This is a genomic window from Desulfocucumis palustris (assembly GCF_002933875.1).
Lineage (GTDB): Bacteria > Bacillota > Desulfotomaculia > Desulfotomaculales > Desulfocucumaceae > Desulfocucumis > Desulfocucumis palustris.
On sequence record NZ_BFAV01000073.1, the window covers coordinates 118,103 to 138,305 of the forward strand.

Consider the following 20,203-nt stretch of genomic DNA (forward strand, 5'->3'; position numbering starts at 1 on the left):
TATATCCCTCCTTATGCCCCCAGGGCTTCAAGATAGGCCTGGACCCTGTTGCGGATGGGCTCCTCGGCATAGGCCCGGGGGTCCGCCATATCCGCCTCCACCACCAGGCCGGGCACTCCGGTTTCCCGCATAACCTTTCTCCTGATGACCTCCTGCACCAGGGAGTATGGTTTGCAGGAGCGGTTGGAGTGCATTACGAAGCCGTCCGCGCTGTAGTCCCTGATGAACTGTATCAGCTGGCGGGCCCGGAAATCCGGGGAGCGGTTTAAAAACACCTCCGTGTAGGTCGCGGCCAGACTTTCCAGGGGGTCCCCGTCCCTGATCTCCATGGCCCAGCCCCCGGTATAAGTATCGGTGACAAAACAGGCTCCCCGTTCCGTAAACATTTTAAAAAAGCCGAAAAGCTTTGGCCAGATCGCTATATTGTCCCATACCAGCCGTATCTTTTCATTTTCCAGGGCGGCCTTGCCCTCCCGGACCCTTTGGCCCACTTCCCGCTTCAGTTTGCGGTAGTAGTCAACCCCCTGTTGAGTGCCCCTTAAAACCACTATGGGGGCCATATGTATAAACAGGTCGGTACCGTTTAGGGGTGAGGGCTTGGCCCTGCAATATTCCCTTATTTCCCTCCACAGGGTGGTAACCTCGTCGCTTAAGCCCATAACCCGCCGCAGTTCCCCTTCATTAAAGCGGCGGCCGGTAATCTTCTCCAGGGACGAGGTCATGTCCTTAAACTGTTCCACCACGTATTCCCTGGCCTGAGGCGTAATTTCTCCCGGCAGGTAGGGAGTGTCCAGCACCAGTAGGGGCACCCGGAAGTGGCGGGCCAGGGCCTCGTACCACTTTAGAACCGTGCCGCAAATGTTGTTGCAGGCCACCAGTAAATCCGGCCTGGGCAGGCCCTTCATGGGGGCGATATCCGTTCTGGTCAGCGAGCCTATGCTGGAGGTGGCGTAGGTGCATAGATCCTGGGAATACCCCAAAGCCTCGGCTGCCTGGCAGAGTTCAGCCGTGACCTTGCCGGTGCTGCAGATGGCTCCGTACTGTTCCGGGTATACCGGGTGAATTTTAAAGGCTCTCAGCAATTCCACCGGCGCGCCGCTGGTGACCCAGGCCAGGGGCCGTCCCAGCGGCCTGCCCCAATAGCGGTGAAAACGGGTGAGGGTATAATACCTGGTGATGGTTCTCTTCAAATCCCTGGTGCTGTCCAGCGGACGGTAACTACGCTTTTGGGACATTGATTAATCCTCCTTGTAAATATGCTGGCTGTTAAAAATAACATATATTTTTTATTGCCGGGGTTAGCCCAGGCTTTCAATAAAGGCCTGCAGTCTGGTCCTCTCCGGTCCCCCGGCGTCCGCTCCCTCCAGTTCCAGCACCAGTGTCCGGATACCCAGGGAGGAAAGGCCGGCTGCAAGGGGTACCGCGTCCCAGGCGTGGGGGTCGCAATACTTCCGGATAACCACCACCGCGCCCCTGGCCTTTCTTTCCCGGGCCAGCCCGCCCAGATAACCGGCGCGCTCCTCAAGTTCCCTGTGGCGGCAGGGGCAGGGGGGCATTTCCGTATAGCGACGGACTATCGTATCCAGCGGAGCTTCCGGGTCCATTTCCACGGGGCCCGCGTAATGGCGGTAGCCGGTGCAGGTGTCGTCCGCCACCACGCGCCCTCCCAGTTCTTCAATCATCCGGAAAAGGCTGTCGTTTTCCAGCACCGCGCCGCTGACCAGCAGCCCCTGCCTGTCCCCGGGGTCTTTGGCCATTTGGTTTAAAGCCGGAAGGGCCGCTTTTAAAGTTTCAATATAGTCTTCCTTCGGCATTATCTGCCCGGCCCTCAGTATGGACGAAACCAACTGCGAGGGGAGCTGGGGGCGCAGCCGGTCCACTTCCGCGGCCAGCAGGCGGGCCTGTCCGCACAGGTTTACCGCCTTGCGCAGATCGTCGACTCCGGGGCTTTTCCCCGATATTTCTCCCAGCCTGTTTAAACAGCCGGTCATTTCTTTTTTATAGTAGCTGAAAGCCGCCTGTCCTTTCAGCATGACAGGCGGCACCAGGGTTACGGTTTTGTCCCGGCCCTGTAGTTCTTCCCAGATGCCCCCAAGGCACTGCATGGTATCGCAGGTATGGGCAAAACCCACACCCGCAAGGTCCCGGAGCGATCCCCCGGTGGCGGCGGACAGTACACCCCGGGCCAGGGAGCAGCAGTAAGCGGGCAGTTCGGCCGGGGTGGCGTTGCCGGGGCCCGGCAGCAGCCTCAGCGGTTCAAGTCCGGCGGCCAGCACCGCTTCCTCCGGCCAGTAACTGCAAAAATAGCCGAAAAACTTTTTGCCGGGATACCGCTCCGCCCGCCTGGCGCCCCTTAAGGAGGACTCCTCCAGCAGCAGTTCCAGTTGCTCATTTCCAGTGGGATTGATTATGTCAGTCATATCAAAACCTCCATATTAGTCTGATTGGCCGGAGTGTTGTTCCCTCAAGGCCCGTTTAAGTATTTTGCCTATGGCTGTTTTGGGCAGTTCCCCGCAGATTTCCACCCGGCGGGGAACCTTATAGGGCAGCAGGTGCTGTTTGCAGAAGGCGATAATTTCCTCCTCGCCGGCTTCGCAGCCGTCCTTTAAGGTTACAAAGGCCTTTACCATTTCTCCCCGGTAGCCGTCCGGGATTCCGATCACGCTGGTTTCCCTGATCCCGGGATGCTGGTAAAGCACGTCCTCCACCTCCCGGGGATAAACGTTAAAACCGCCGGTAATAATAAGATCCTTTTTGCGGTCCACTATGTAAAAATAGCCTTCTTCATCCATGTAACCCAGATCCCCGGTGAAAAGCCACTCCTTTTTTATGACGGCGGCTGTTTCCTCCGGGCGGTTGTAATATCCCAGCATCATATCCGGGCACTGTATTGCCAGTTCTCCCACCTCTCCCGGCGGGAGGTCCCTTTCTCCGGTTTCCAGGTCCCTGATGCGTATCACGGTGTCCGGGAAGGGAATGCCGATACTGCCGGTTTTATTTATACCTTTGTAGGGGTTGCAGCATATGGCGGTCACGGCTTCGGTGAGTCCGTAACCCTCCATCAGTTTGCTGCCGGTCAGCTTTTCAAAATGCTGTTTTATCTCCGGCGCCAGCGGGGCCGCCCCCACAAAACAGCCCCGGAGGGATGACAGGTTGTAGTTTTTAAGGCGGGGGTGGTTGATCATGGCTATGTACATGGTGGGAACGCCGGCAAATATGGTGGGCCGGTGCCTGTGAATGTTTTTCAATATTTCCTCCGGGTCGAAACGGGGCACCAGTATGCTGGCGGCCCCGGCGATTACCGAGGCATTCATGCATACACTCATACCGAAGCCGTGAAATATGGGCAGAACGGTAAGCAGCCGGTCTTCAGGGGAAACCCCGACCCATTTTCCGCACTGGAGGGCGTTGGCCACCAGCGCCCGGTGGGTCAGCATCACGCCTTTGGGCTTTCCCGTGGTCCCACCGGTATATATCAGCACCGCCGGGTCCTTTCCCTTATCCACCCGGGGAACCGGCAGGGGCTCCCCGGGTGTGTTCAGCAGAGCCGCTAATTTTTTGGTTCCGGCCAGGCGTTTCCTGGCTTCCGGGTCGATCTTCCGGCGCAGGGGGTATAGCATATTCAAAGGAAAGGGGAGAAAATCCCCGATAGAAGTATAGTAGGTGTTTTCCAGCAAATTATTTTCACCCGCTTCCCGGCACCTGTCCCGGACGGATTCCACCCGTCCGGCCAGCAGGTCCAGGCATATGGCGGCCTTGACGTTGCCATCCCTGACTATATGCAAAAGCTCGGATTCGGTGCTCAGCGGGTTTACCGGAACCACGGTGGCTCCGGCCCGGAGGACGGCATAATAGCTGATTACGTACTGCGGACAGTTGGGCAGGATCAGTGCAACCCTGTGGCCGGGTTTTATCCCGCTTTTTATTAAAGCGGTAGCCACGTTTTCCGTGTGGCGGGCCAGTTGCCCATAGGTTGTTTTTTTTCCGAAAAAGACCAGGGCAACTCCTTCCCCATTGTTTTTGACCGTGTTTTGAAAAAGCTCGCATACCGTGGCATCCGGGTATTCAAGGGTGGGCGGAACCCCCGGGTCATAATGGTCAAGCCAGGGCAGCTTTTTTTCCGGGGCTATTGAACTTGCCATAAAAAGAACCTCCTCACCATGAAAATATTTTATTTTCAAAAATTTTAGAAAACTTGGAATACAAAATGAATAGTCCTATTATCAGTTGTATTAACCGCGGGTGACTGTTGAATTCTGGCCAGGGCTGCCGCCGGGCAGAATGCTGAAACCTCCTTTCAGATGTCTCTCCATTTCCCTGCAGGCGGTTTCCCCGTCCCCCGCCATTATGGCCGCGGCTATGCTGCGGTGACCGGCGGCGCACTTTTGCCTTCGCTCGGGATAAATGTGCAGCGCCCCGGCATATTTTTTCATTATTATCCACATGGTGGAGACCACGGAAAAGAGAACGGGGCTTTTACCCATTTGCCCCACCAGCAGGTGAAACTCCTGGTCCACATCCGTAAATCCCACCGCATCGTCCAGCCGGCTCTCCATTTTGGCCATCAGTTGTTTCAGCTTTTCCAGTTCACCCGGGACAGCCCTGCGGGCGGCCAGTTTAGCCAGGTTTGACTCTGTTATTACAACAGCCTCGCAGGCACCCTGCAATGAATCCCGATCCAGTCCGTCCTCGGCCAGAAAACGGAATACCACCGCCTCCAGGCTGGAATCCCTGGCGGGGTCCCGGACAAATACCCCCTCACCGGCCCTCTTTTCCACCACCCGCATAAACTCCAGCACCCTTAACGCCTCTCTCAGGGAGCCCCGGTTCACGCCAAGCTGAATTGCCAGTTCCCGTTCGCCGGGCAGCTGCTGTCCGGGGCAAAATTGTCCCTGGCTGATTTTTTTCATTACCTGGCCGGCTATTTCCTCATAAAGGTTTTTCTTTTTAACTGTTTCAAACATCTATTTAATCTCCCTGTAGGTATATTGGTTGGTTGGTTGACTGGTTCGACCGGTATGTCTGGATATTATCACAGGCTTCTTTAGCTGTCAAAATATTTTCAGCCCTGAGGCAGCCCTTCTTTGATTTCATAAATATGTTGTCCAGGGCATAGAATTAAGGGAAAAACAGGAAGGGGGGCATTTTGTTGTACCGGCTTCGCTATTACATGTACCGGAACCGCTATGTTCTGCGCCGTATGTATAACTGGCTTGTCTGCGGATTGATTTTTTTTGCCCTCCTGCTGGTTCTGTCCTTCCAGCCTGTTCGCCAGGGCTTCTGCGATTTTGTGGGGATAGTGACAGAAACCGGGGCCGACCTGGCTTTCCGCTGCAGCGAGAGGGACCCCCGGGGGCTTTTGAGGGCTGCCATTCCGTCCCTGGCCTGGTCCGGCAGCACGGAGGACATACCGGAACTGGTCACGCCGGGCTCCATCCTTTCAGCCTTGCTGGCCCCTTTCAGGGTAAAGGCAGGCTCCCCCCTGGAACTTGTGCAGCGGGAAATAGCAATGTTAGAGGACTATAATCCGGAGATTCCCGCGGTGAAGGTTGAACCGCCGCCGGAAATAAAGGAGGATTCGTCTTCCCGGCCGCCGTTGTCCGACCAGGCGTTAATCGGGATTTACCATACCCATACCGGTGAAACCTACAACCTCACCGACGGCACCGACAGGGTAACCGGCAGGGGCGGGGTCGTTGACGTGGGTGAGGCCTTGAAAAAGGAGCTTGAGGAAAAATATGGCATAAAGGTGGCGCATTCCACCACGGTTAATGACGTCAACTACAATGCCGCCTACGCGGAATCGGAAAAGGACGCCCGTACCCTGCTGGCCGAAAATCCCGGTATACAAATACTGCTGGATATACACCGGGACGCCGGAAAAAGCCGCCAGAACAGCCTGGTAAAAATAAACGGGCAGGATTGCGGGATCATTATGCTGGTGGTGGGCTCCGGGGCAAGGGCGCCTTTTCCCACCTGGAAACAGAACTATAATTTTGCCATGGAACTGGCGGGGATGATGGATAAAAAATATCCGGGGCTTTGCTGCGGCGTAAGGGTTAAGGAGGGGCGTTACAACCAGTTCCTGCACCCCCGGGCGGTGCTGCTGGAGGTGGGCAGCACCAGCAACTCCACCGGGGAAGCCGTTAACAGCATTCGCCTGCTGGCCGGGCTGCTGGCTGAAAAATCAAAGGAAATAGCGCCGGATGCGCAAAAAAATTCCGCCGGCCAGGAACCGGAGGCGGAATATGAGCCCGATTAATCATCGGCCTTGTAGGGGTTTATTGATACCAGACCTTCAATAAACCTGAAATGCCGGGTGTTCAGAGTAAATAAAACCGCTTCATTCAGTATGGCAGTGGACGCGATTATTGCGTCCATGGGATCAAGCCCGTGAGATGCACGGTATGTGGACAGTAATTTTCCGGATGCGGCGGCTATCCGCCCGTCCACGGGGATATGTTCGAAAATTTCAAGAAGACTTTTTATGGTGGCAATTCTTTTCTGGTTTAGTCTTGGCGCCGCAAAAAGTTCCATGACGGTTATTGTTGAAATAAGTCCGTCAAAATTACCGTTTTCAATTTCCTTTAGTTGTTTTGTTGCCTGTGGCGCGTTCCGAAGGTGGTCAATAATAATGTTGGTATCAATCACGACCTTCAAGGTTATCCAACCTCCTGCCGGAATCCTTGCGCAAACTCTCAACGTAGTTCATTCCATCAATGTCTAAATCGGATAGTATACCTGCCGATTGATCTACAATTCCTTTCTTAACTCTGTCTCTTTTACCTGTTTTAAAAACCAGCTTTCCGTCTTCTTCTATATTGCCTAGAAGAATATCTCCCTCTTTAATATTTAATTTTTTTCTGGCGTTAACCGGTATTACCACCTGTCCCCTGGATGATACAACAACAGTAAAGTTCATAATCTTACCTCGCTTATAAATCTTATATTACTTATTATTTTTATTCTAAAATTTGTGCCATTTAATGTCAATAAGGTTTTTTTGCTTAATTCCGCCGTGCGTCAACAGGGGATAACAAATGCAGAGTGTTAAAAAGGTATAAAATTAGCTTCCGGGGATAATATTGGTAATAGTTACGGAGGTAAATGAATTTGTCCGCTACTAAATTGAGCTTTCCGGTTATTCTGGGCTTTTTTCTGGGCTTTGTGCTTTTTGGGGTGCAGGTGTCCCTGGACGGCGTGAACAACGCGGTGGCGCCTGAAAACCCGTACAAATTGTGTTCTGTCCGGTCCGTGGGAGCGGGGGAATTGGACGTTGTGCTGCTGGGAAGGCCGGTTCGTTTAACCCTGCCGGTGCCGGGAAGCAAGGAATGCCTCCGGTATATGGAGGAGGGTATAAAGAAATTGAGTTCCCTGTCGGAGGACCTCAGGGCGAAAGGAGACAGGCTTTGGCGCACGGCGGAGGAGTATTGCCGCCGGAAAATTATATTTGACGGCAGTTGATTTAGGGATAAAGCGTGCCAATCCTGTTAAAGCAGGATTAATTTTTTTGCCCCCTGATTCAAGCTGTTGATAATAGAAATCAATTAATGTTATAATATCTCGTTAGTGAAAAACGGCTTATTTAGGAGGCTGGAGGCTGTTTTGGTTAACAGGCAGGAGCATATACGCAACTTTTGCATAATCGCCCACATAGACCACGGCAAGTCCACCCTGGCGGACAGAATACTGGAATACACCGGCGCTTTAAGCCAGCGGGAAATGACCGACCAGGTGCTTGACAAAATGGACCTGGAGCGGGAACGGGGCATTACCATAAAAATGCAGGCCGTGAGATTGAATTACAGGGCCAGGGACGGCAAGGAATACCAGTTGAACCTTATTGACACCCCGGGGCACGTGGATTTCACCTACGAGGTTTCCCGCAGCCTGGCTGCCTGCGAGGGGGCCCTGCTGGTGGTGGATGCGGCTCAGGGTATAGAGGCCCAAACCCTGGCCAATGTTTATATGGCCATTGAGAACAATCTGGAAATAATCCCGGTGATAAACAAGATAGATCTCCCCAGTGCGGAACCCGAGAGGGTCAAAAAGGAAATAGAGGATGTTATCGGGCTTGACGCCTCCGAAGCCGTGCTGGTTTCAGCCAAAATGGGCACCGGGGTTGAAGAGGTGCTGGAGGAGATAGTCAAAAAAATTCCACCCCCTTCCGGGGACCGGGAGGCCCCCCTGCAGGCCCTTATATTTGATTCCCATTACGACTCCTACAAGGGGGTCATAGCTTATGTGCGGGTAATTCACGGCAGCCTGGAAAAAGGCACCCGCATAAGGATGATGGCCACGGAGAGGGAATTTGAACTGAACGAGGTGGGGGTTTTCCGTCCCTCCATGGCCACGGTGGAAGGCCTGAAGGTCGGCGAGGTGGGCTTCCTGGCGGCCAGTATTAAAAATGTGAAGGACTGCCGGGTGGGTGACACCGTAACTGACGCCGACAATCCCGCCCCCCGGCCCCTGCCGGGCTACCGCAAGGTGACCCCGATGGTTTACTGCGGCCTTTATCCCATAGACAACGTTCAGTATGATGATTTAAGGGATGCCCTGGAAAAACTGAAGCTTAACGACGCCTCCCTGGTGTTCGAGCCGGAAACCTCCGAGGCCCTGGGGTTCGGATTTCGCTGCGGCTTCCTGGGGCTGCTGCACATGGAGATTATCCAGGAAAGGCTGGAAAGGGAGTACAGGCTGGATCTTATTACCACCGCTCCCAGCGTGGTGTACCGTATAACCACCACCGCCAGGGAAACCCTGGAGATTGACAACCCCACCAAAATGCCTCCCCAGGGTAAAATAGAAATTATGGAGGAGCCCTTTGTCAAAGCCACCATTATGGTGCCGAAGGATTACGTGGGGACTGTTATGGACCTTTCCCAGGAGCGCCGGGGAATATTTAAAAATATGGAGTACATGGGGGAAAACAGGGTTATGCTGACCTATGATCTCCCCTTAAGTGAAATTATATTCGACTTTTTCGACCAGCTAAAGTCGCGCACCAAGGGGTACGCCTCCCTGGACTATGAGCTGATAGGCTACCGGGAGAGCAAGCTGGTGAAGCTTGACATTATGATTAACGGTGATCCCCTGGACGCGCTGACCTGCATAGTTCACCAGGAGAAAGCCTATTACCGGGGCCGCCAGCTGGTGGAGAAACTGAGAAGCCTGATACCCCGCCAGCTGTTCGATGTGCCGGTTCAGGCAGCCATCGGCAACAAAATTATTTCCCGGGAAACCATCAAAGCCCGGCGCAAGGATGTTCTGGCCAAATGTTACGGCGGTGATATCACCAGGAAGCGCAAGCTTTTAGAAAAGCAAAAAGAGGGGAAAAAGCGCATGAAACAGGTTGGCAGCGTGGAAATTCCCCAGGAGGCCTTCATGGCGGTACTTAGCATCGACGACAATAAATAGGGAGCTTGGGTCATTCCACCCGGATATTTAACATTAAATAAGGGATAGGGGTATTTCCATGAGCTGTTACCTGCGTCATCTCGGCCCTGTACTGGACCGGGCCGGGATTGAGCTGAAAGACAAAAAAATCCGGAAGTCGGTGGATCTTTCAATCAGGGAAATAGTGGGGGTTAAGGAAGGGCATTGCCCCGAGGTTTGGAAAGCGGTCAAGGAGTGGCTTAAGGATCCCGCCCTGGAGCAGAAGCTTATTACGGAACTTGCTGGCAGGAAACCTTAGACCGTCCTTTCAGGCCCGGCGTGCATGTTTAATTTTCATAACCAATTGTGTTAGGGTTAAAAACTATTAATAATTGATTTAATTGCGCATTAAGGCAGCCTGACTAAAAAAGGCTCCTTTTTTTATAGGAGGTGAAAACATGCCGGTGGGTTTGTATGTGCATGTCCCGTTTTGCCTGAAAAAGTGCGATTACTGCGATTTTGTCTCTTTTACAGCTCACAGGGATGGAATAAATCAGTACCTTTCTTCCCTGGCCGGGGAAATCTCCCTCTATTCCGATACTCTGTCCGGAGAGGAAAAACAGGTTGCTACCTTATATATAGGAGGCGGAACGCCAACTTGTCTTGAAACCGCCGGACTTGCAAATATAATTGAGACTATAGCGCTGCATTTTGACCTGTCCGCCTGCGGGGAAATAACCGTGGAGGCCAATCCCGGCACCGTCGGTTTGGAAAAATTAAGGACCCTGCGCCGCCTGGGGGTCAACCGGATAAGTATCGGGGTGCAGTCATGCAGCGACAAACACTTGAGAAACCTGGGCAGGGTGCATAATTTCCGGGAGGCCGTGGAGGCGGTCACTGCAGCGGGTGAGGCCGGTTTTGAAAATATAGGCGTGGATTTGATTTACGGATTGCCGGGGCAAACCGCCGGGGAGTGGAGGGAGTGCCTGGAAACAGTGTCCTGTTTGGGGCTCAGGCATATTTCCGCTTATAGTTTGCAGATTGAACAGGGCACCCCCATAGCAGGGCGGATAGCCGCTGGTGAATTAAATCCCTGCGATGAGGACGTGGAGGCCGGGATGTTTTCAGATACCATTAAAGTATTAAAGGATAAAGGTTACCGCCACTACGAAATATCCAATTTCGCCCTGCCCGGCAGGGAGTGCCTGCATAACCAAATCTACTGGAGGAATCAACCCTATCTGGGCCTGGGACCGGCCGCGCACTCCTATTTCAGGGGGGCCAGATATGCCAACCCCTCAGCCTTGGAGGAATACAATTCCGCTATCGCCGCCGGGAGACCGGCTTTTATCGACGCGCAAACAGTTTCCCCGGAGACGGAAATGTCCGAAACAGTCTTTCTGGGGCTGAGGCTGATTGAAGGGCTGGACCTGAAGGGTTTTTCACAGCGTTTCGGCAAAAAAATAGAGGATGTTTACGGTGGGCGGATCCGGGGGCTGGTAAGGGACGGGCTTTTGGAATACGCCGGGGGCTTTTTGCGGCTGACTGAAAGGGGTATGGAACTGGGAAACAGGGTTTTTTCCGAATTTGTTTAACGAGTAAAGGGTTAAGCCGCCCAACCGGACGGCTGCCACGTGCAACGCTCAATACTCCGGGGGCGGCTTCCTGCCGGAAAAGGTTCTGTCTTGCAATAGTTAGGATACTGCCCTGACTTTGAAATAGTCCAGCAAGCACTTCAAACACAGCTTAATACCGTCTTCCACCGTGCCCGCGGCATCCTGACCGCTGATGTGCTTCCCGCACTTATTGCATTTGTCGCCCACGCCAATCCCTCCCTGGGTGTTTTTATATATATTTTAATAAGAGAGAACACAGTTATATATTAATTTCCGGCATAATGAACAATAATGGGGGTAGGCTGAGAGCCTGGCACCTGTATGCAATAAACAATCCACCGGCTTTTATATATCCCCGTTCAGCAACAAAAATAAGGCTATTGTGTCCCATATCCTGTATACATTTTACAGGGGATTGTCGGCCCGGCTGTCCACCGGGGATAAACTGCCATTATATACCTCCAGTGATGAAAAATAATCCTCTCCAAAGCCGGGACAACAATATTTCCGCTTTTAAAAGGAACAGAATAAGGAAATGCTTTTTATATATGTTTTTTAAGGACCGGCAGGCCTGTTGTCCGATCTTCCTTCACATCTTGACAAATATTACTGCCGGTGATATTTTTTAACGTAGAGGGTTGGCACTCGACGGCATAGAGTGCTAACAAAGGGGTGAGTCCTTATATGAAAATGGATGCCCGCAAACAACAGGTTTTATTGGCACTGATAACAGACTTTATTGCCACCGCGGAGCCGGTGGGTTCCAGGACCATAGCCCGTAAATATACGCTTGGGGTGAGCCCTGCCACTATTCGTAACGAAATGGCTGATTTGGAGGAAATGGGTTTCATCGAACAGCCTCACACATCCGCCGGAAGGGTACCCTCTCATAAAGGGTACCGTTATTATGTGGACTTTTTAATGAAGAAGCATGATCTTTCCAGGCAGGAAGAGGAATTGATCAGCCAGGGCTATAAGGAAAAGGTCAGGGATGTGGGCCATGTGATCCATCTTACCGGAGGCCTTTTATCCCAGATAACCAGCTATGCCGCCGTGGTGGTCACCCCGAAGCCCATAGCGGGTTCACTTAAACATGTGCAGATGATACTTATGAATCCCGGCAGGGCCATGGTGGTGGTGGTAATGAACACCGGGGCTGTGCACCACCGGATCATTGAAGTTGCCGAGGGTATAACCCAGACGGACCTGGATACCATTTCCCAGGTTTTTAACGCCAAGCTTCAGGGGCAAAACATGGACACCATCAAGCTAACCCTGATCAAGGAGATATATTTTGAACTGTCCAAACATAGAAACATACTGGATCTGGCAATGTTCCTGATAAACGACAGCCTCACCCTGGAGGGGGAGGAAAAGATATATCTGGGAGGAGTATTCAATATACTCAACCAGCCTGAGTTTAACAACGTGGATAAGGTAAAAACCCTGTTAAGCCTGCTGGAGCAGGAGGATTTGCTCTGCAGCCTGCTGGAAAGGAATACCGAGCCCGAAGGAGTGACCGTACTTATCGGCGATGAGATAAAAAGGGATGAAATGAAGGAGTGCAGTATTGTTACCGCCAGCTATAATTTTAACGGCATACCCCTGGGAAGCATAGGCGTTTTAGGCCCCACCAGAATGGACTACGCCCGGGTGGTAAGCGTTGTGGAGTGCATGACCAGAAATCTCAACGAAGCGCTGGAAAAGCTTTCCCGGGGCTGGAAGTAACATTGGAAGTAATTTTAAGGGGGATACCATCCGTTGAGCTTAAAACAACAGGCAAGTACCGGAGCCGAAGTCGATGAGAGAATGGCTGCGCTGGTGACCAACGCCAACGCCATCAGGGCCATATCCTCCGCGGTGGAGGGCACCCTTGGCCCCAAAGGGCTGGATACCATGCTGGTGGACCAGTTCGGGGAAGTGGTAATCACCAATGACGGAGTTACCATTTTGACCATGATGGAGGCAAATCATCCCGCCGCCAGGATGTTGATAAATATAGCCAAGGCCCAGCAGGAGGAAATTGGTGACGGTACCACCACGGCCACGGTGATGGCCGGGGCGCTGGTGGGCACAGGTGTGGACCAGGTGGCCCGGGGGGTCCCGGTGGCCCGGGTTATCGAGGGTTTAAGGGCGGGGATCAAAAGGGGCCTGCAGGCTGTTGAGGAGCATTCCAGGCCGGTGGCGGGTATGGACGACCAGCTCTTAAGAAAGGTGGCCCTGGTGGCCGGACGGGAGCACGAGGATATTGCGGACCTGGTGGTGCGGGCGGCAGCCCTTATAGGCGGGGAAAAGCTCAACGACCGCACCTTTAAGCTGTCGGATACGGTGACTGCCGAGGAGGGCGCGGATAACCAGGTTTTCATGGGGGTAATAATTAATAAGGAGAAAATGAACCGCCATATGCCCGGAGAACTTGAGCAGCCGGCGGTATTGATAATAGATGACGCCCTTGAGCCGGAGGAAATTGAAGAGGAGGCCCTGGCTACGGAAGCGGGCTTTGCCAGGTATCTGGAACTGCAGGCCGGGCATAAAGAAGGAATTCAGAAAATCATCGATCTGGGCGTGGGATTGGTGCTGGCTGACAGGGGGGTCGACGACACCGCGGAGGAAATGCTTACCGACGCCGGAATAGTGGTGGTTCAGAGGGTGGCCTCCAGGGAACTGCGCAAGGCTGCCGAGCATACCGGGGCCAGGATGATTAAGCGCACGGGACTGAAGAAGGATGCCGGGTCGCTGAGGCAATGTCTGGGTAAAGCAGCCAGGGCGTATAACGACGAGAAACTTGAACAGGTCTGGGTGCTGGGAGGAACCGGCAAGCCAATGGCCACCGTGCTGGTGGGGGCCGCCACCGCGGAGGTGGTGGGCGAGCGCGAGCGTATAGCCAGGGATGCCGCCTCGGCGGTTCAGGCAGCCGTCAAGGGCGGTGTGGTTCCCGGCGGGGGAGCCGTGGAACTGGCCGCGGTCCGGGATGTTGAGAGAATAAGGGCGGGCATGAAGGGAATGGCCGCCTACGGCGTGGACTGTGTTATTGAGGCACTTAAAAGGCCGATGGCCCAGATAGTGGCCAACGCCGGCTTCAATCCCCTGGAAAAGTTGGGTGACGTGCTGGCCGCCCAGGTGGAGGAAGGCAAGCCTTCCCTGGCCGTGGACTGCGACACCGGAGAGGTTTGTGATATGTATGAACTGGGAGTGGTTGATCCCACCCTGGTAAAAACCCATGCCTTAAAGGCCGCGGGTGAAATAGCCGAGGCCATTTTGAGAATTGACACCATAATAAAAAAGCGCGAGGAGAAAAAAGAAAACCTAAAAGAGTTATAGCCGGGCGAAGGCTCTAGGAGCGCCCTCCGGGGCAACCTTTTAACCATAAGGGGTGATTATTTCATGGCTGTTGATGAGAAATTCCAGGTAAACCATAATAAGCCGGAAGCGGATGAGAGCGTGGCTGAACAGGCGGAAAGCGAAGTTTTGGCAAATGACGGGGAAAACACCTGTGCCGGCCCGGGAGAGCATACGGCCTCCGGGCCTGAAGAAATGCCGGGGGAAGAGAGCCCGAGGGAGCTTGCAGAAAAGGAAAAGGCCAGGGCGGAGGAATATTACGACCGCCTGGTAAGGCTCCAGGCCGATTTTGAAAATTTCCGGCGCAGGACCCAAAAGGAAAAGGAAGACTTCTACAAATACGCGTCCGAGCAGTTGATAGTGGCGCTTTTGCCTGTTCTGGACAATTTTCAGAGGGCACTGGAGGTTAAGGACGATGACCCCCGCAAGGTTGTGGAGGGTGTGGAGATGATTTACAGGCAGATTGAGGATGTGCTGCGGAAGGAAGGTCTGGAGAGAATTGCGGCCCGGGGCGAGCAGTTCGATCCCGCCAGGCATGAGGCGGTAATGCAGGAACCTGCCGGTGAGAACCCGGACAATACCGTTACCCAGGAATTCAGGTGCGGTTATTGCCTGAAAGGCAAGGTGATCCGTCCGGCCATGGTCAAGGTGGCAAAAGTTTGAATTGGGTTAATATATTTAAAGATGGAATAATTTAGGGGGTATAGTGAAATGAGTAAGGTTATTGGTATAGACCTGGGCACCACGAATTCCTGCGTGGCGGTTATGGAAGGCGGCGAGGCGGTGGTCATTCCCAACGCCGAGGGAGGCAGGACCACTCCTTCGGTGGTCGGCTTTTCCAAAACCGGGGAGCGGCTGGTGGGCCAGGTGGCCAAAAGGCAGGCCGTCAGCAACCCCGACCGGACCATAAGCTCCATCAAAAGGCACATGGGCTCGTCCTACAAGGTAAATATCGACGGCAAGGAATACACTCCCCAGGAAATTTCCGCCATGATACTGCAAAAACTCAAGGCCGATGCCGAGGCATATATCGGCGGGAATGTAACCCAGGCTGTGATCACTGTTCCGGCCTATTTTACCGACGCCCAGCGTCAGGCCACCAAGGACGCGGGCAAAATAGCCGGGCTGGAAGTTTTGAGGATTATCAACGAGCCAACCGCTGCCGCCCTGGCCTACGGGCTGGATAAGGAGGTGGACCAGACCATACTGGTATTTGACCTGGGTGGCGGCACCTTCGACGTTTCAATACTGGAACTGGGTGAAGGGGTATTCGAGGTCAAGGCCACCAGCGGAAACAACCGGCTGGGTGGTGACGACTTCGACCAGCGCGTCATAGAATGGATGGTGGCGGAGTTTAAAAAGGACGCGGGTATTGACCTGAGCAATGACCGCATGGCCATGCAGCGCCTGAAAGAGGCGGCGGAAAAGGCCAAAATCGAGTTAAGCGGCGTTGCCACCACCAATATAAATCTTCCCTTTGTTACCGCGGACGCATCGGGTCCCAAACACCTGGACCTAAACTTAAGCAGGGCAAAGTTTGACGAACTTACCGCCGACCTGGTGGAAAAAACCATGGGACCCACCCGTCAGGCCATGGCCGATTCCGGGCTGGAACCAAAGGACATTCACAAGGTATTGATGGTGGGAGGCTCCACCAGGATTCCCGCGGTGCAGGAAGCCATCAGGAAGTACCTGAACAAGGAGCCCCACAAAGGGATCAATCCGGATGAGTGCGTGGCCCTGGGAGCCGCCATACAGGCCGGGGTGCTGGCAGGGGAAGTAAAGGACGTACTGCTGCTGGACGTTACTCCTCTTTCCCTGGGGATTGAGACCCTGGGCGGAGTGGCCACCAGGCTCATTGAGCGCAACACCACCATCCCAACCTCCAAGAGCCAGATATTCTCCACCGCCGCCGACGGGCAGACCAGCGTGGAAATTCATGTGCTGCAGGGTGAGCGTCAAATGGCCGGGGACAATAAGACCCTGGGCAGGTTTCACCTGTCGGGCATACCGCCGGCCCCCAGGGGGGTGCCCCAGATCGAGGTTAAATTCGATATCGACGTCAACGGCATAGCGAATGTATCCGCCAAGGATTTGGGCACCGGTAATGAGCAGAAGATAACCATCACCGGCGGCACGGGCCTGAACGATCAAGAAATTGAAAGGATGGTCAAGGACGCCGAGGCCAACTCCGAGGCGGACCGTAAGCGCAAAGAGGAAGTGGAGTTGCGCAACCAGGCCGACAGTTTGATTTATCAGGCTGAAAAAACCATTAAAGACCTGGGGGATAAAGCCGACAAGGCCCAGGCGGACAATGTCAACAAGGCAGTGGAAGAGCTTAAAGAGGCTTTAAAAGGCAACGATACCGAGGTAATAAAACAGAAGGTGGAAAACCTCTCCAAGCCGCTGTACGAAATGAGCGCGGCCATGTACCAGCAGGGCCAGCAGGACCAGGGCCCCGGTTGCGGCGCCGGCGGGTGCGGAGCGGGAGACCCGGGCGGACAGAAAGACAAGGACAATGTGGTTGACGCAGATTTTGAAGTAAAATAAACTGAGGGGGTCAGGCTTGCGTTATTGCATTATTGTGTTTTTGGGAAATGCATAATATGCAATAATGCAATAACGCAAGCCTGACCCCGCTTATGGGCATTTACTGCGCCAATTGATTGTGGTATTCTGATATACGGAGGGTCGTACCTAACGACCCTCCACGTGATGTAAAAGGTTAGGGGATATTGACACACCTTTTCGGGGTGCCGGGAATCCTTCATCCAAGCCATTAAGGCGAAGGAATATCCCCAATTTATATAAAGGTGGTGCCTTGAGCGTGTCCAAGCGCGACTACTATGAGGTTTTGGGGGTTTCCAGGGAGGCTTCGGCCGACGAAATAAAAAAGGCGTATCGTAAACTGGCGCGCCAGTACCATCCCGATGCCAATCCCGGGGATAGCAACGCCGAAGAGCATTTTAAAGAAGTGGCGGAAGCCTACGAGGTGTTAAGCGATCCTGAAAAGAGGGAAAATTACAACCGCTTCGGTCATGCCGGCGCCAACGGCCAGGGTTTTGGCGGCTTTGGGGGATTTAATGCCGACTTTGGCGGTTTTGGCGATATTTTCGACATGTTTTTTGGCGGGGGCGGCCGTCAGCGCCGGGGTCCTGAAAAGGGCGCCGACCTGCGGGTTGATGTGGAGATATCCTTTAAAGAGTCCGCCTTCGGGGTGGAAAAGGATATCAAAGTACCCAGAAGTGAGGAGTGCGGCACCTGCGGAGGCACCGGGGCGGCCCCCGGCACCAGCGCCAAGAGCTGTACCGCCTGCAACGGAACGGGGCAGCTACAGTTTGCCCAAAGTACGCCCTTCGGCCGTATCATACAGAATAAAACCTGCGACCGCTGCCGCGGCGCCGGCAAAATAATAGAAAAGCCCTGCGCCACCTGCCATGGAGCGGGTCAGGTAAGGCGCAGCCGCAACATTCATGTAAAAATACCCGCCGGGGTGGATAGCGGCACCAGATTGCGGGTGACCGGTGAGGGTGAGTCGGGCTTAAGGGGAGGCCCCAGGGGCGATCTTTACGTCTATATTTACGTCAAGCCGCACAAAATATTCTTTAGGGAAGGCAACGACGTGATCTGTGAAGTTCCCCTGTCCTTTTCCCAGGCCGCCCTGGGTGATGAAATAGAGGTGCCGACCCTGGATGGAGCAGCCAAGATTAAAATTCCCGAAGGCACCCAGCACGGCACGGTTTTCCGCCTGCGGGGAAAGGGCATACCCGATGTTCACGGCTATGGCCGAGGCGATCAGCATGTAAGGGTAAAAGTTGTCACACCCAGCAAACTCACCGACAAGCAGAAGGAAGCCCTGAGGGAATTCGCCCGCTCTTGCGGGGAAATGCCCTCGGAAGTGGAAAAGGGCTTTTTTGACAAGGTTAAGGATGCTTTCATGGGATAGCGTGTCCTGGAGGTAGTTATACGTTGAAATGGCTTGAAATTGCCGTCAGCACCACCCCGGAGGGGGTGGAGACTGTGGCGGAAATACTGAACGAATTGGGAACAGGCGGGGTTGTCATAGAGGACCCCGCCGTACTTTATAATCTGGCTCTGGAAAAAGGTCCCGAGGAGGTTGCCGTTGAACCCGGGGAGTTGCTTCCCGGGTTTCCGTCGGTTAAGGGCTATTTTCCCCTTCAGGCGGAGGTGGGCGAAAAAATAGAAAAGCTTCGCAATGCCCTGGCCGGTTTAAATTTAAAACGGCCTCCCGAAATTACCACCAGGGAAGTGCAGGAGACTGACTGGGCCAACCAGTGGAAAAAATATTACCACACCACCGAGGTGGGCCAGAGGTTTGTTATTAAGCCTTCCTGGGAGGAGTTTACGGCGGCCCCGGGAAAGCTGCTTCTGGAAATGGACCCGGGCATGGCCTTCGGCTGCGGGACACACCCCTCCACGGTGCTGTGCCTGTTGCTGCTGGAGGAATTAGTCAGGGGCGGGGAAATGGTATACGACGTGGGCACCGGGTCCGGTATCCTGGCCGTGGCCGCGGCCAAGCTGGGAGCCGCCAGGGTTCTTGCGGTTGACACCGACGGTGTTGCGGTTAAAGTTGCCCGGGAAAATATTGAACTAAACGGTGTGGATCGGGTGGTTAAAGTTGTGCAGGGCAATTTGCTGGACTCCGTGAAGGAGCCGGCGGACATTATCATTGCCAATATTGTGGCGGACGTTATCATGGAACTTGCCCCGGCTGCCGTGTCTCTTCTGAAGCCCGGCGGTATATTTATATCATCGGGAATTTATCTGGGCCGGGAGAAAGAGGTTCAGTCCGCCCTGGCCGCCCTGGGTTTTGCCGTTCTGGACAGGCGCCGGGAGGGGGACTGGACCGCCCTGACCGCAAGAAAAATGTAATTTCATAAAGAAAAGGTGCCAAAAATGCACAGTTTTTTTGTATCACCCCGGGTATTGGAGAAAGATAAGATATTAATAACCGGCCCTGATGTAAAGCACATATCCCGTGTGCTGCGGCTGGGAGAGGGCGATGTAATCGAAATACTGGACGGCCGGGGCGGGGCTGCCAGAGCCCGGATTGAGGGAGTGGCAAAGGACGCGGTAACCTGTTCCAGGTTAGAAACCTATGCACCCTCCGGTCTGCCGCCGGTCAGGGTTACAATTCTCCAGGGACTGGCAAAGGGCGAAAAAATGGAAGTAATCATACAAAAGGCCACGGAACTTGGGGTGTCCGGGATAATTCCCGTTGGCTGCCGGCGGTCGGTGGTGCAACTGGACCAGGGCAAGGTTGAAGCAAGGCTGGAAAGATGGCGGCGGGTTGCCCTGGAGGCGGCGAAACAATGCCGCCGCCCCGATATTCCGGTGGTGGGCGTTCCGGTTGATTTTGCTGCGGCTTTGCAGGCAGTTCCCGGAGAAGCGCTGCTGTTAATGCCCTGGGAGGCTGAAAACAGCCGTCATCTGAGGGAAGTGCTAAGCGGGGATGATAAACGGGATGTTTTTATATTAATAGGTCCGGAAGGCGGTTTTGACCCAGGGGAGGTAGATCTGGCGGTTGGCAGGGGAGCGCTTACCGTATCCCTGGGCCCGCGGATTCTAAGGACGGAAACAGCGGGGCCGGCTTGCCTGGCTGTAATAATGTACCAGTGGGGAGACCTGGGCTAATTAGCCGTTGGTCGTAAGTCGTGAGGCGTTGGTATCAGACCAGTATGAATTGGTAAAACCTAGTTCTGTAATAAATACCATTGATTACCAAATCGAGGATATTTCTTCACCCGGCGACCGAATCTCAACCCCTTTAAGTTAATAAGTTAAGGGCCAGGCCCCATGACACTAAATAAGTTAATAAGTTAAGGGCCAGGCACCTGAAGTTGGATTGGAGG

19 protein-coding genes are annotated in these 20,203 nt (G+C 54.0%); 12 read left to right on the forward strand and 7 right to left on the reverse strand.

Annotated elements, in window-relative coordinates; translation table 11 throughout:
* Positions 1-11: 11 nt before the first annotated feature.
* The 4 genes from DCCM_RS06245 to DCCM_RS06260 form a co-directional block, all read right to left on the reverse strand.
* A complete protein-coding gene (locus DCCM_RS06245; protein ID WP_104371574.1) occupies positions 12-1,235 on the reverse strand; it encodes a 2-hydroxyacyl-CoA dehydratase subunit D in 1,224 nt (407 codons plus the stop codon).
* Between the two features lie 63 nt (positions 1,236-1,298).
* Positions 1,299-2,420 (reverse strand): 2-hydroxyacyl-CoA dehydratase subunit D, encoded by a 1,122-nt coding sequence (locus tag DCCM_RS06250; RefSeq protein ID WP_104371575.1) that lies wholly within the window; start codon positions 2,418-2,420, stop codon positions 1,299-1,301.
* A gap of 15 nt (positions 2,421-2,435) precedes the next feature.
* The gene (locus tag DCCM_RS06255) at positions 2,436-4,142 is read right to left on the reverse strand and encodes a long-chain-fatty-acid--CoA ligase (RefSeq protein WP_104371576.1); all 1,707 of its coding nucleotides are present in this window, start codon (positions 4,140-4,142) and stop codon (positions 2,436-2,438) included.
* A gap of 90 nt (positions 4,143-4,232) precedes the next feature.
* On the reverse strand, positions 4,233-4,964 hold the full coding sequence (locus tag DCCM_RS06260; protein WP_104371577.1) for a FadR/GntR family transcriptional regulator: 732 nt from the start codon (positions 4,962-4,964) through the stop codon (positions 4,233-4,235).
* 185 nt (positions 4,965-5,149) lie between these two features.
* Here DCCM_RS06260 and spoIIP point away from each other — a divergent pair, with 185 nt between their 5' ends.
* Complete coding sequence (gene spoIIP / locus DCCM_RS06265; RefSeq protein WP_104371578.1) at positions 5,150-6,262, forward strand: stage II sporulation protein P; 1,113 nt, start codon at positions 5,150-5,152, stop codon at positions 6,260-6,262.
* Here spoIIP and DCCM_RS06270 read toward each other — a convergent pair.
* Both DCCM_RS06270 and DCCM_RS06275 read right to left on the reverse strand, forming a co-directional pair.
* Positions 6,259-6,651, reverse strand: a complete 393-nt coding sequence (locus DCCM_RS06270; protein WP_231702679.1) for a type II toxin-antitoxin system VapC family toxin — start codon at positions 6,649-6,651, stop codon at positions 6,259-6,261. The genes spoIIP and DCCM_RS06270 overlap by 4 nt on opposite strands.
* The gene (locus DCCM_RS06275; RefSeq protein WP_104371580.1) at positions 6,644-6,922 is read right to left on the reverse strand and encodes an AbrB/MazE/SpoVT family DNA-binding domain-containing protein; all 279 of its coding nucleotides are present in this window, start codon (positions 6,920-6,922) and stop codon (positions 6,644-6,646) included. The genes DCCM_RS06270 and DCCM_RS06275 overlap by 8 nt, the downstream gene beginning before the upstream one ends.
* 191 nt (positions 6,923-7,113) lie before the next feature.
* Here DCCM_RS06275 and DCCM_RS06280 point away from each other — a divergent pair, with 191 nt between their 5' ends.
* From DCCM_RS06280 to hemW, 4 genes are all read left to right on the forward strand, one after another.
* A complete protein-coding gene (locus DCCM_RS06280) occupies positions 7,114-7,464 on the forward strand; it encodes a hypothetical protein (protein WP_104371581.1) in 351 nt (116 codons plus the stop codon).
* Positions 7,465-7,605: 141 nt separating this feature from the next.
* Complete coding sequence (gene lepA / locus DCCM_RS06285; protein ID WP_104371582.1) at positions 7,606-9,417, forward strand: translation elongation factor 4; 1,812 nt, start codon at positions 7,606-7,608, stop codon at positions 9,415-9,417.
* A 58-nt stretch (positions 9,418-9,475) separates the two neighbouring features.
* Positions 9,476-9,694: a hypothetical protein gene (locus tag DCCM_RS06290; RefSeq protein WP_104371583.1), complete on the forward strand. Its 219-nt coding sequence runs from the start codon at positions 9,476-9,478 to the stop codon at positions 9,692-9,694.
* A 139-nt stretch (positions 9,695-9,833) separates the two neighbouring features.
* Positions 9,834-10,970 carry a radical SAM family heme chaperone HemW gene (gene hemW / locus DCCM_RS06295; protein WP_104371584.1) on the forward strand — a complete coding sequence of 379 codons (1,137 nt, stop codon included), beginning with the start codon at positions 9,834-9,836 and terminating at the stop codon, positions 10,968-10,970.
* Positions 10,971-11,069: 99 nt separating this feature from the next.
* Here hemW and DCCM_RS19420 read toward each other — a convergent pair whose 3' ends face one another.
* Positions 11,070-11,198, reverse strand: a complete 129-nt coding sequence (locus DCCM_RS19420) for a hypothetical protein (RefSeq protein ID WP_269433734.1) — start codon at positions 11,196-11,198, stop codon at positions 11,070-11,072.
* Between the two features lie 477 nt (positions 11,199-11,675).
* On the opposite strand from DCCM_RS19420, the gene hrcA reads away from it, so the two are divergent.
* From hrcA to DCCM_RS06330, 7 genes are all read left to right on the forward strand, one after another.
* Positions 11,676-12,719: a heat-inducible transcriptional repressor HrcA gene (gene hrcA / locus DCCM_RS06300; RefSeq protein WP_104371585.1), complete on the forward strand. Its 1,044-nt coding sequence runs from the start codon at positions 11,676-11,678 to the stop codon at positions 12,717-12,719.
* Between the two features lie 33 nt (positions 12,720-12,752).
* Positions 12,753-14,312: a TCP-1/cpn60 chaperonin family protein gene (locus DCCM_RS06305; RefSeq protein WP_104371586.1), complete on the forward strand. Its 1,560-nt coding sequence runs from the start codon at positions 12,753-12,755 to the stop codon at positions 14,310-14,312.
* 63 nt (positions 14,313-14,375) lie between these two features.
* Positions 14,376-14,993: a nucleotide exchange factor GrpE gene (gene grpE, locus DCCM_RS06310; protein WP_104371587.1), complete on the forward strand. Its 618-nt coding sequence runs from the start codon at positions 14,376-14,378 to the stop codon at positions 14,991-14,993.
* Positions 14,994-15,041: 48 nt separating this feature from the next.
* Positions 15,042-16,880, forward strand: coding sequence for a molecular chaperone DnaK (dnaK, locus tag DCCM_RS06315; RefSeq protein WP_104371588.1), 1,839 nt, complete (start codon positions 15,042-15,044; stop codon positions 16,878-16,880).
* A gap of 277 nt (positions 16,881-17,157) precedes the next feature.
* Complete coding sequence (gene dnaJ, locus DCCM_RS06320; protein ID WP_104371589.1) at positions 17,158-18,276, forward strand: molecular chaperone DnaJ; 1,119 nt, start codon at positions 17,158-17,160, stop codon at positions 18,274-18,276.
* Between the two features lie 23 nt (positions 18,277-18,299).
* Positions 18,300-19,223 carry a 50S ribosomal protein L11 methyltransferase gene (gene prmA, locus DCCM_RS06325; RefSeq protein ID WP_104371590.1) on the forward strand — a complete coding sequence of 308 codons (924 nt, stop codon included), beginning with the start codon at positions 18,300-18,302 and terminating at the stop codon, positions 19,221-19,223.
* Positions 19,224-19,247: 24 nt separating this feature from the next.
* Positions 19,248-19,985 (forward strand): 16S rRNA (uracil(1498)-N(3))-methyltransferase, encoded by a 738-nt coding sequence (locus DCCM_RS06330; RefSeq protein ID WP_104371591.1) that lies wholly within the window; start codon positions 19,248-19,250, stop codon positions 19,983-19,985.
* Positions 19,986-20,203 lie beyond the last annotated feature (218 nt).

Excerpts from the sequence above, each read along its gene's own strand:
- hemW (WP_104371584.1), top strand. The coding sequence starts at position 9,834 with ATGCCGGTGGGTTTGTATGTGCATGTCCCGTTTTGCCTGAAAAAGTGC.
- DCCM_RS06275 (WP_104371580.1), bottom strand. The coding sequence starts at position 6,922 with ATGAACTTTACTGTTGTTGTATCATCCAGGGGACAGGTGGTAATACCG.
- DCCM_RS06290 (WP_104371583.1), top strand. The coding sequence starts at position 9,476 with ATGAGCTGTTACCTGCGTCATCTCGGCCCTGTACTGGACCGGGCCGGG.
- hrcA (WP_104371585.1), top strand. The coding sequence starts at position 11,676 with ATGAAAATGGATGCCCGCAAACAACAGGTTTTATTGGCACTGATAACA.
- DCCM_RS06260 (WP_104371577.1), bottom strand. The coding sequence starts at position 4,964 with ATGTTTGAAACAGTTAAAAAGAAAAACCTTTATGAGGAAATAGCCGGC.
- grpE (WP_104371587.1), top strand. The coding sequence starts at position 14,376 with ATGGCTGTTGATGAGAAATTCCAGGTAAACCATAATAAGCCGGAAGCG.
- dnaK (WP_104371588.1), top strand. The coding sequence starts at position 15,042 with ATGAGTAAGGTTATTGGTATAGACCTGGGCACCACGAATTCCTGCGTG.
- DCCM_RS06245 (WP_104371574.1), bottom strand. The coding sequence starts at position 1,235 with ATGTCCCAAAAGCGTAGTTACCGTCCGCTGGACAGCACCAGGGATTTG.
- DCCM_RS06330 (WP_104371591.1), top strand. The coding sequence starts at position 19,248 with ATGCACAGTTTTTTTGTATCACCCCGGGTATTGGAGAAAGATAAGATA.
- DCCM_RS06250 (WP_104371575.1), bottom strand. The coding sequence starts at position 2,420 with ATGACTGACATAATCAATCCCACTGGAAATGAGCAACTGGAACTGCTG.
- DCCM_RS06255 (WP_104371576.1), bottom strand. The coding sequence starts at position 4,142 with ATGGCAAGTTCAATAGCCCCGGAAAAAAAGCTGCCCTGGCTTGACCAT.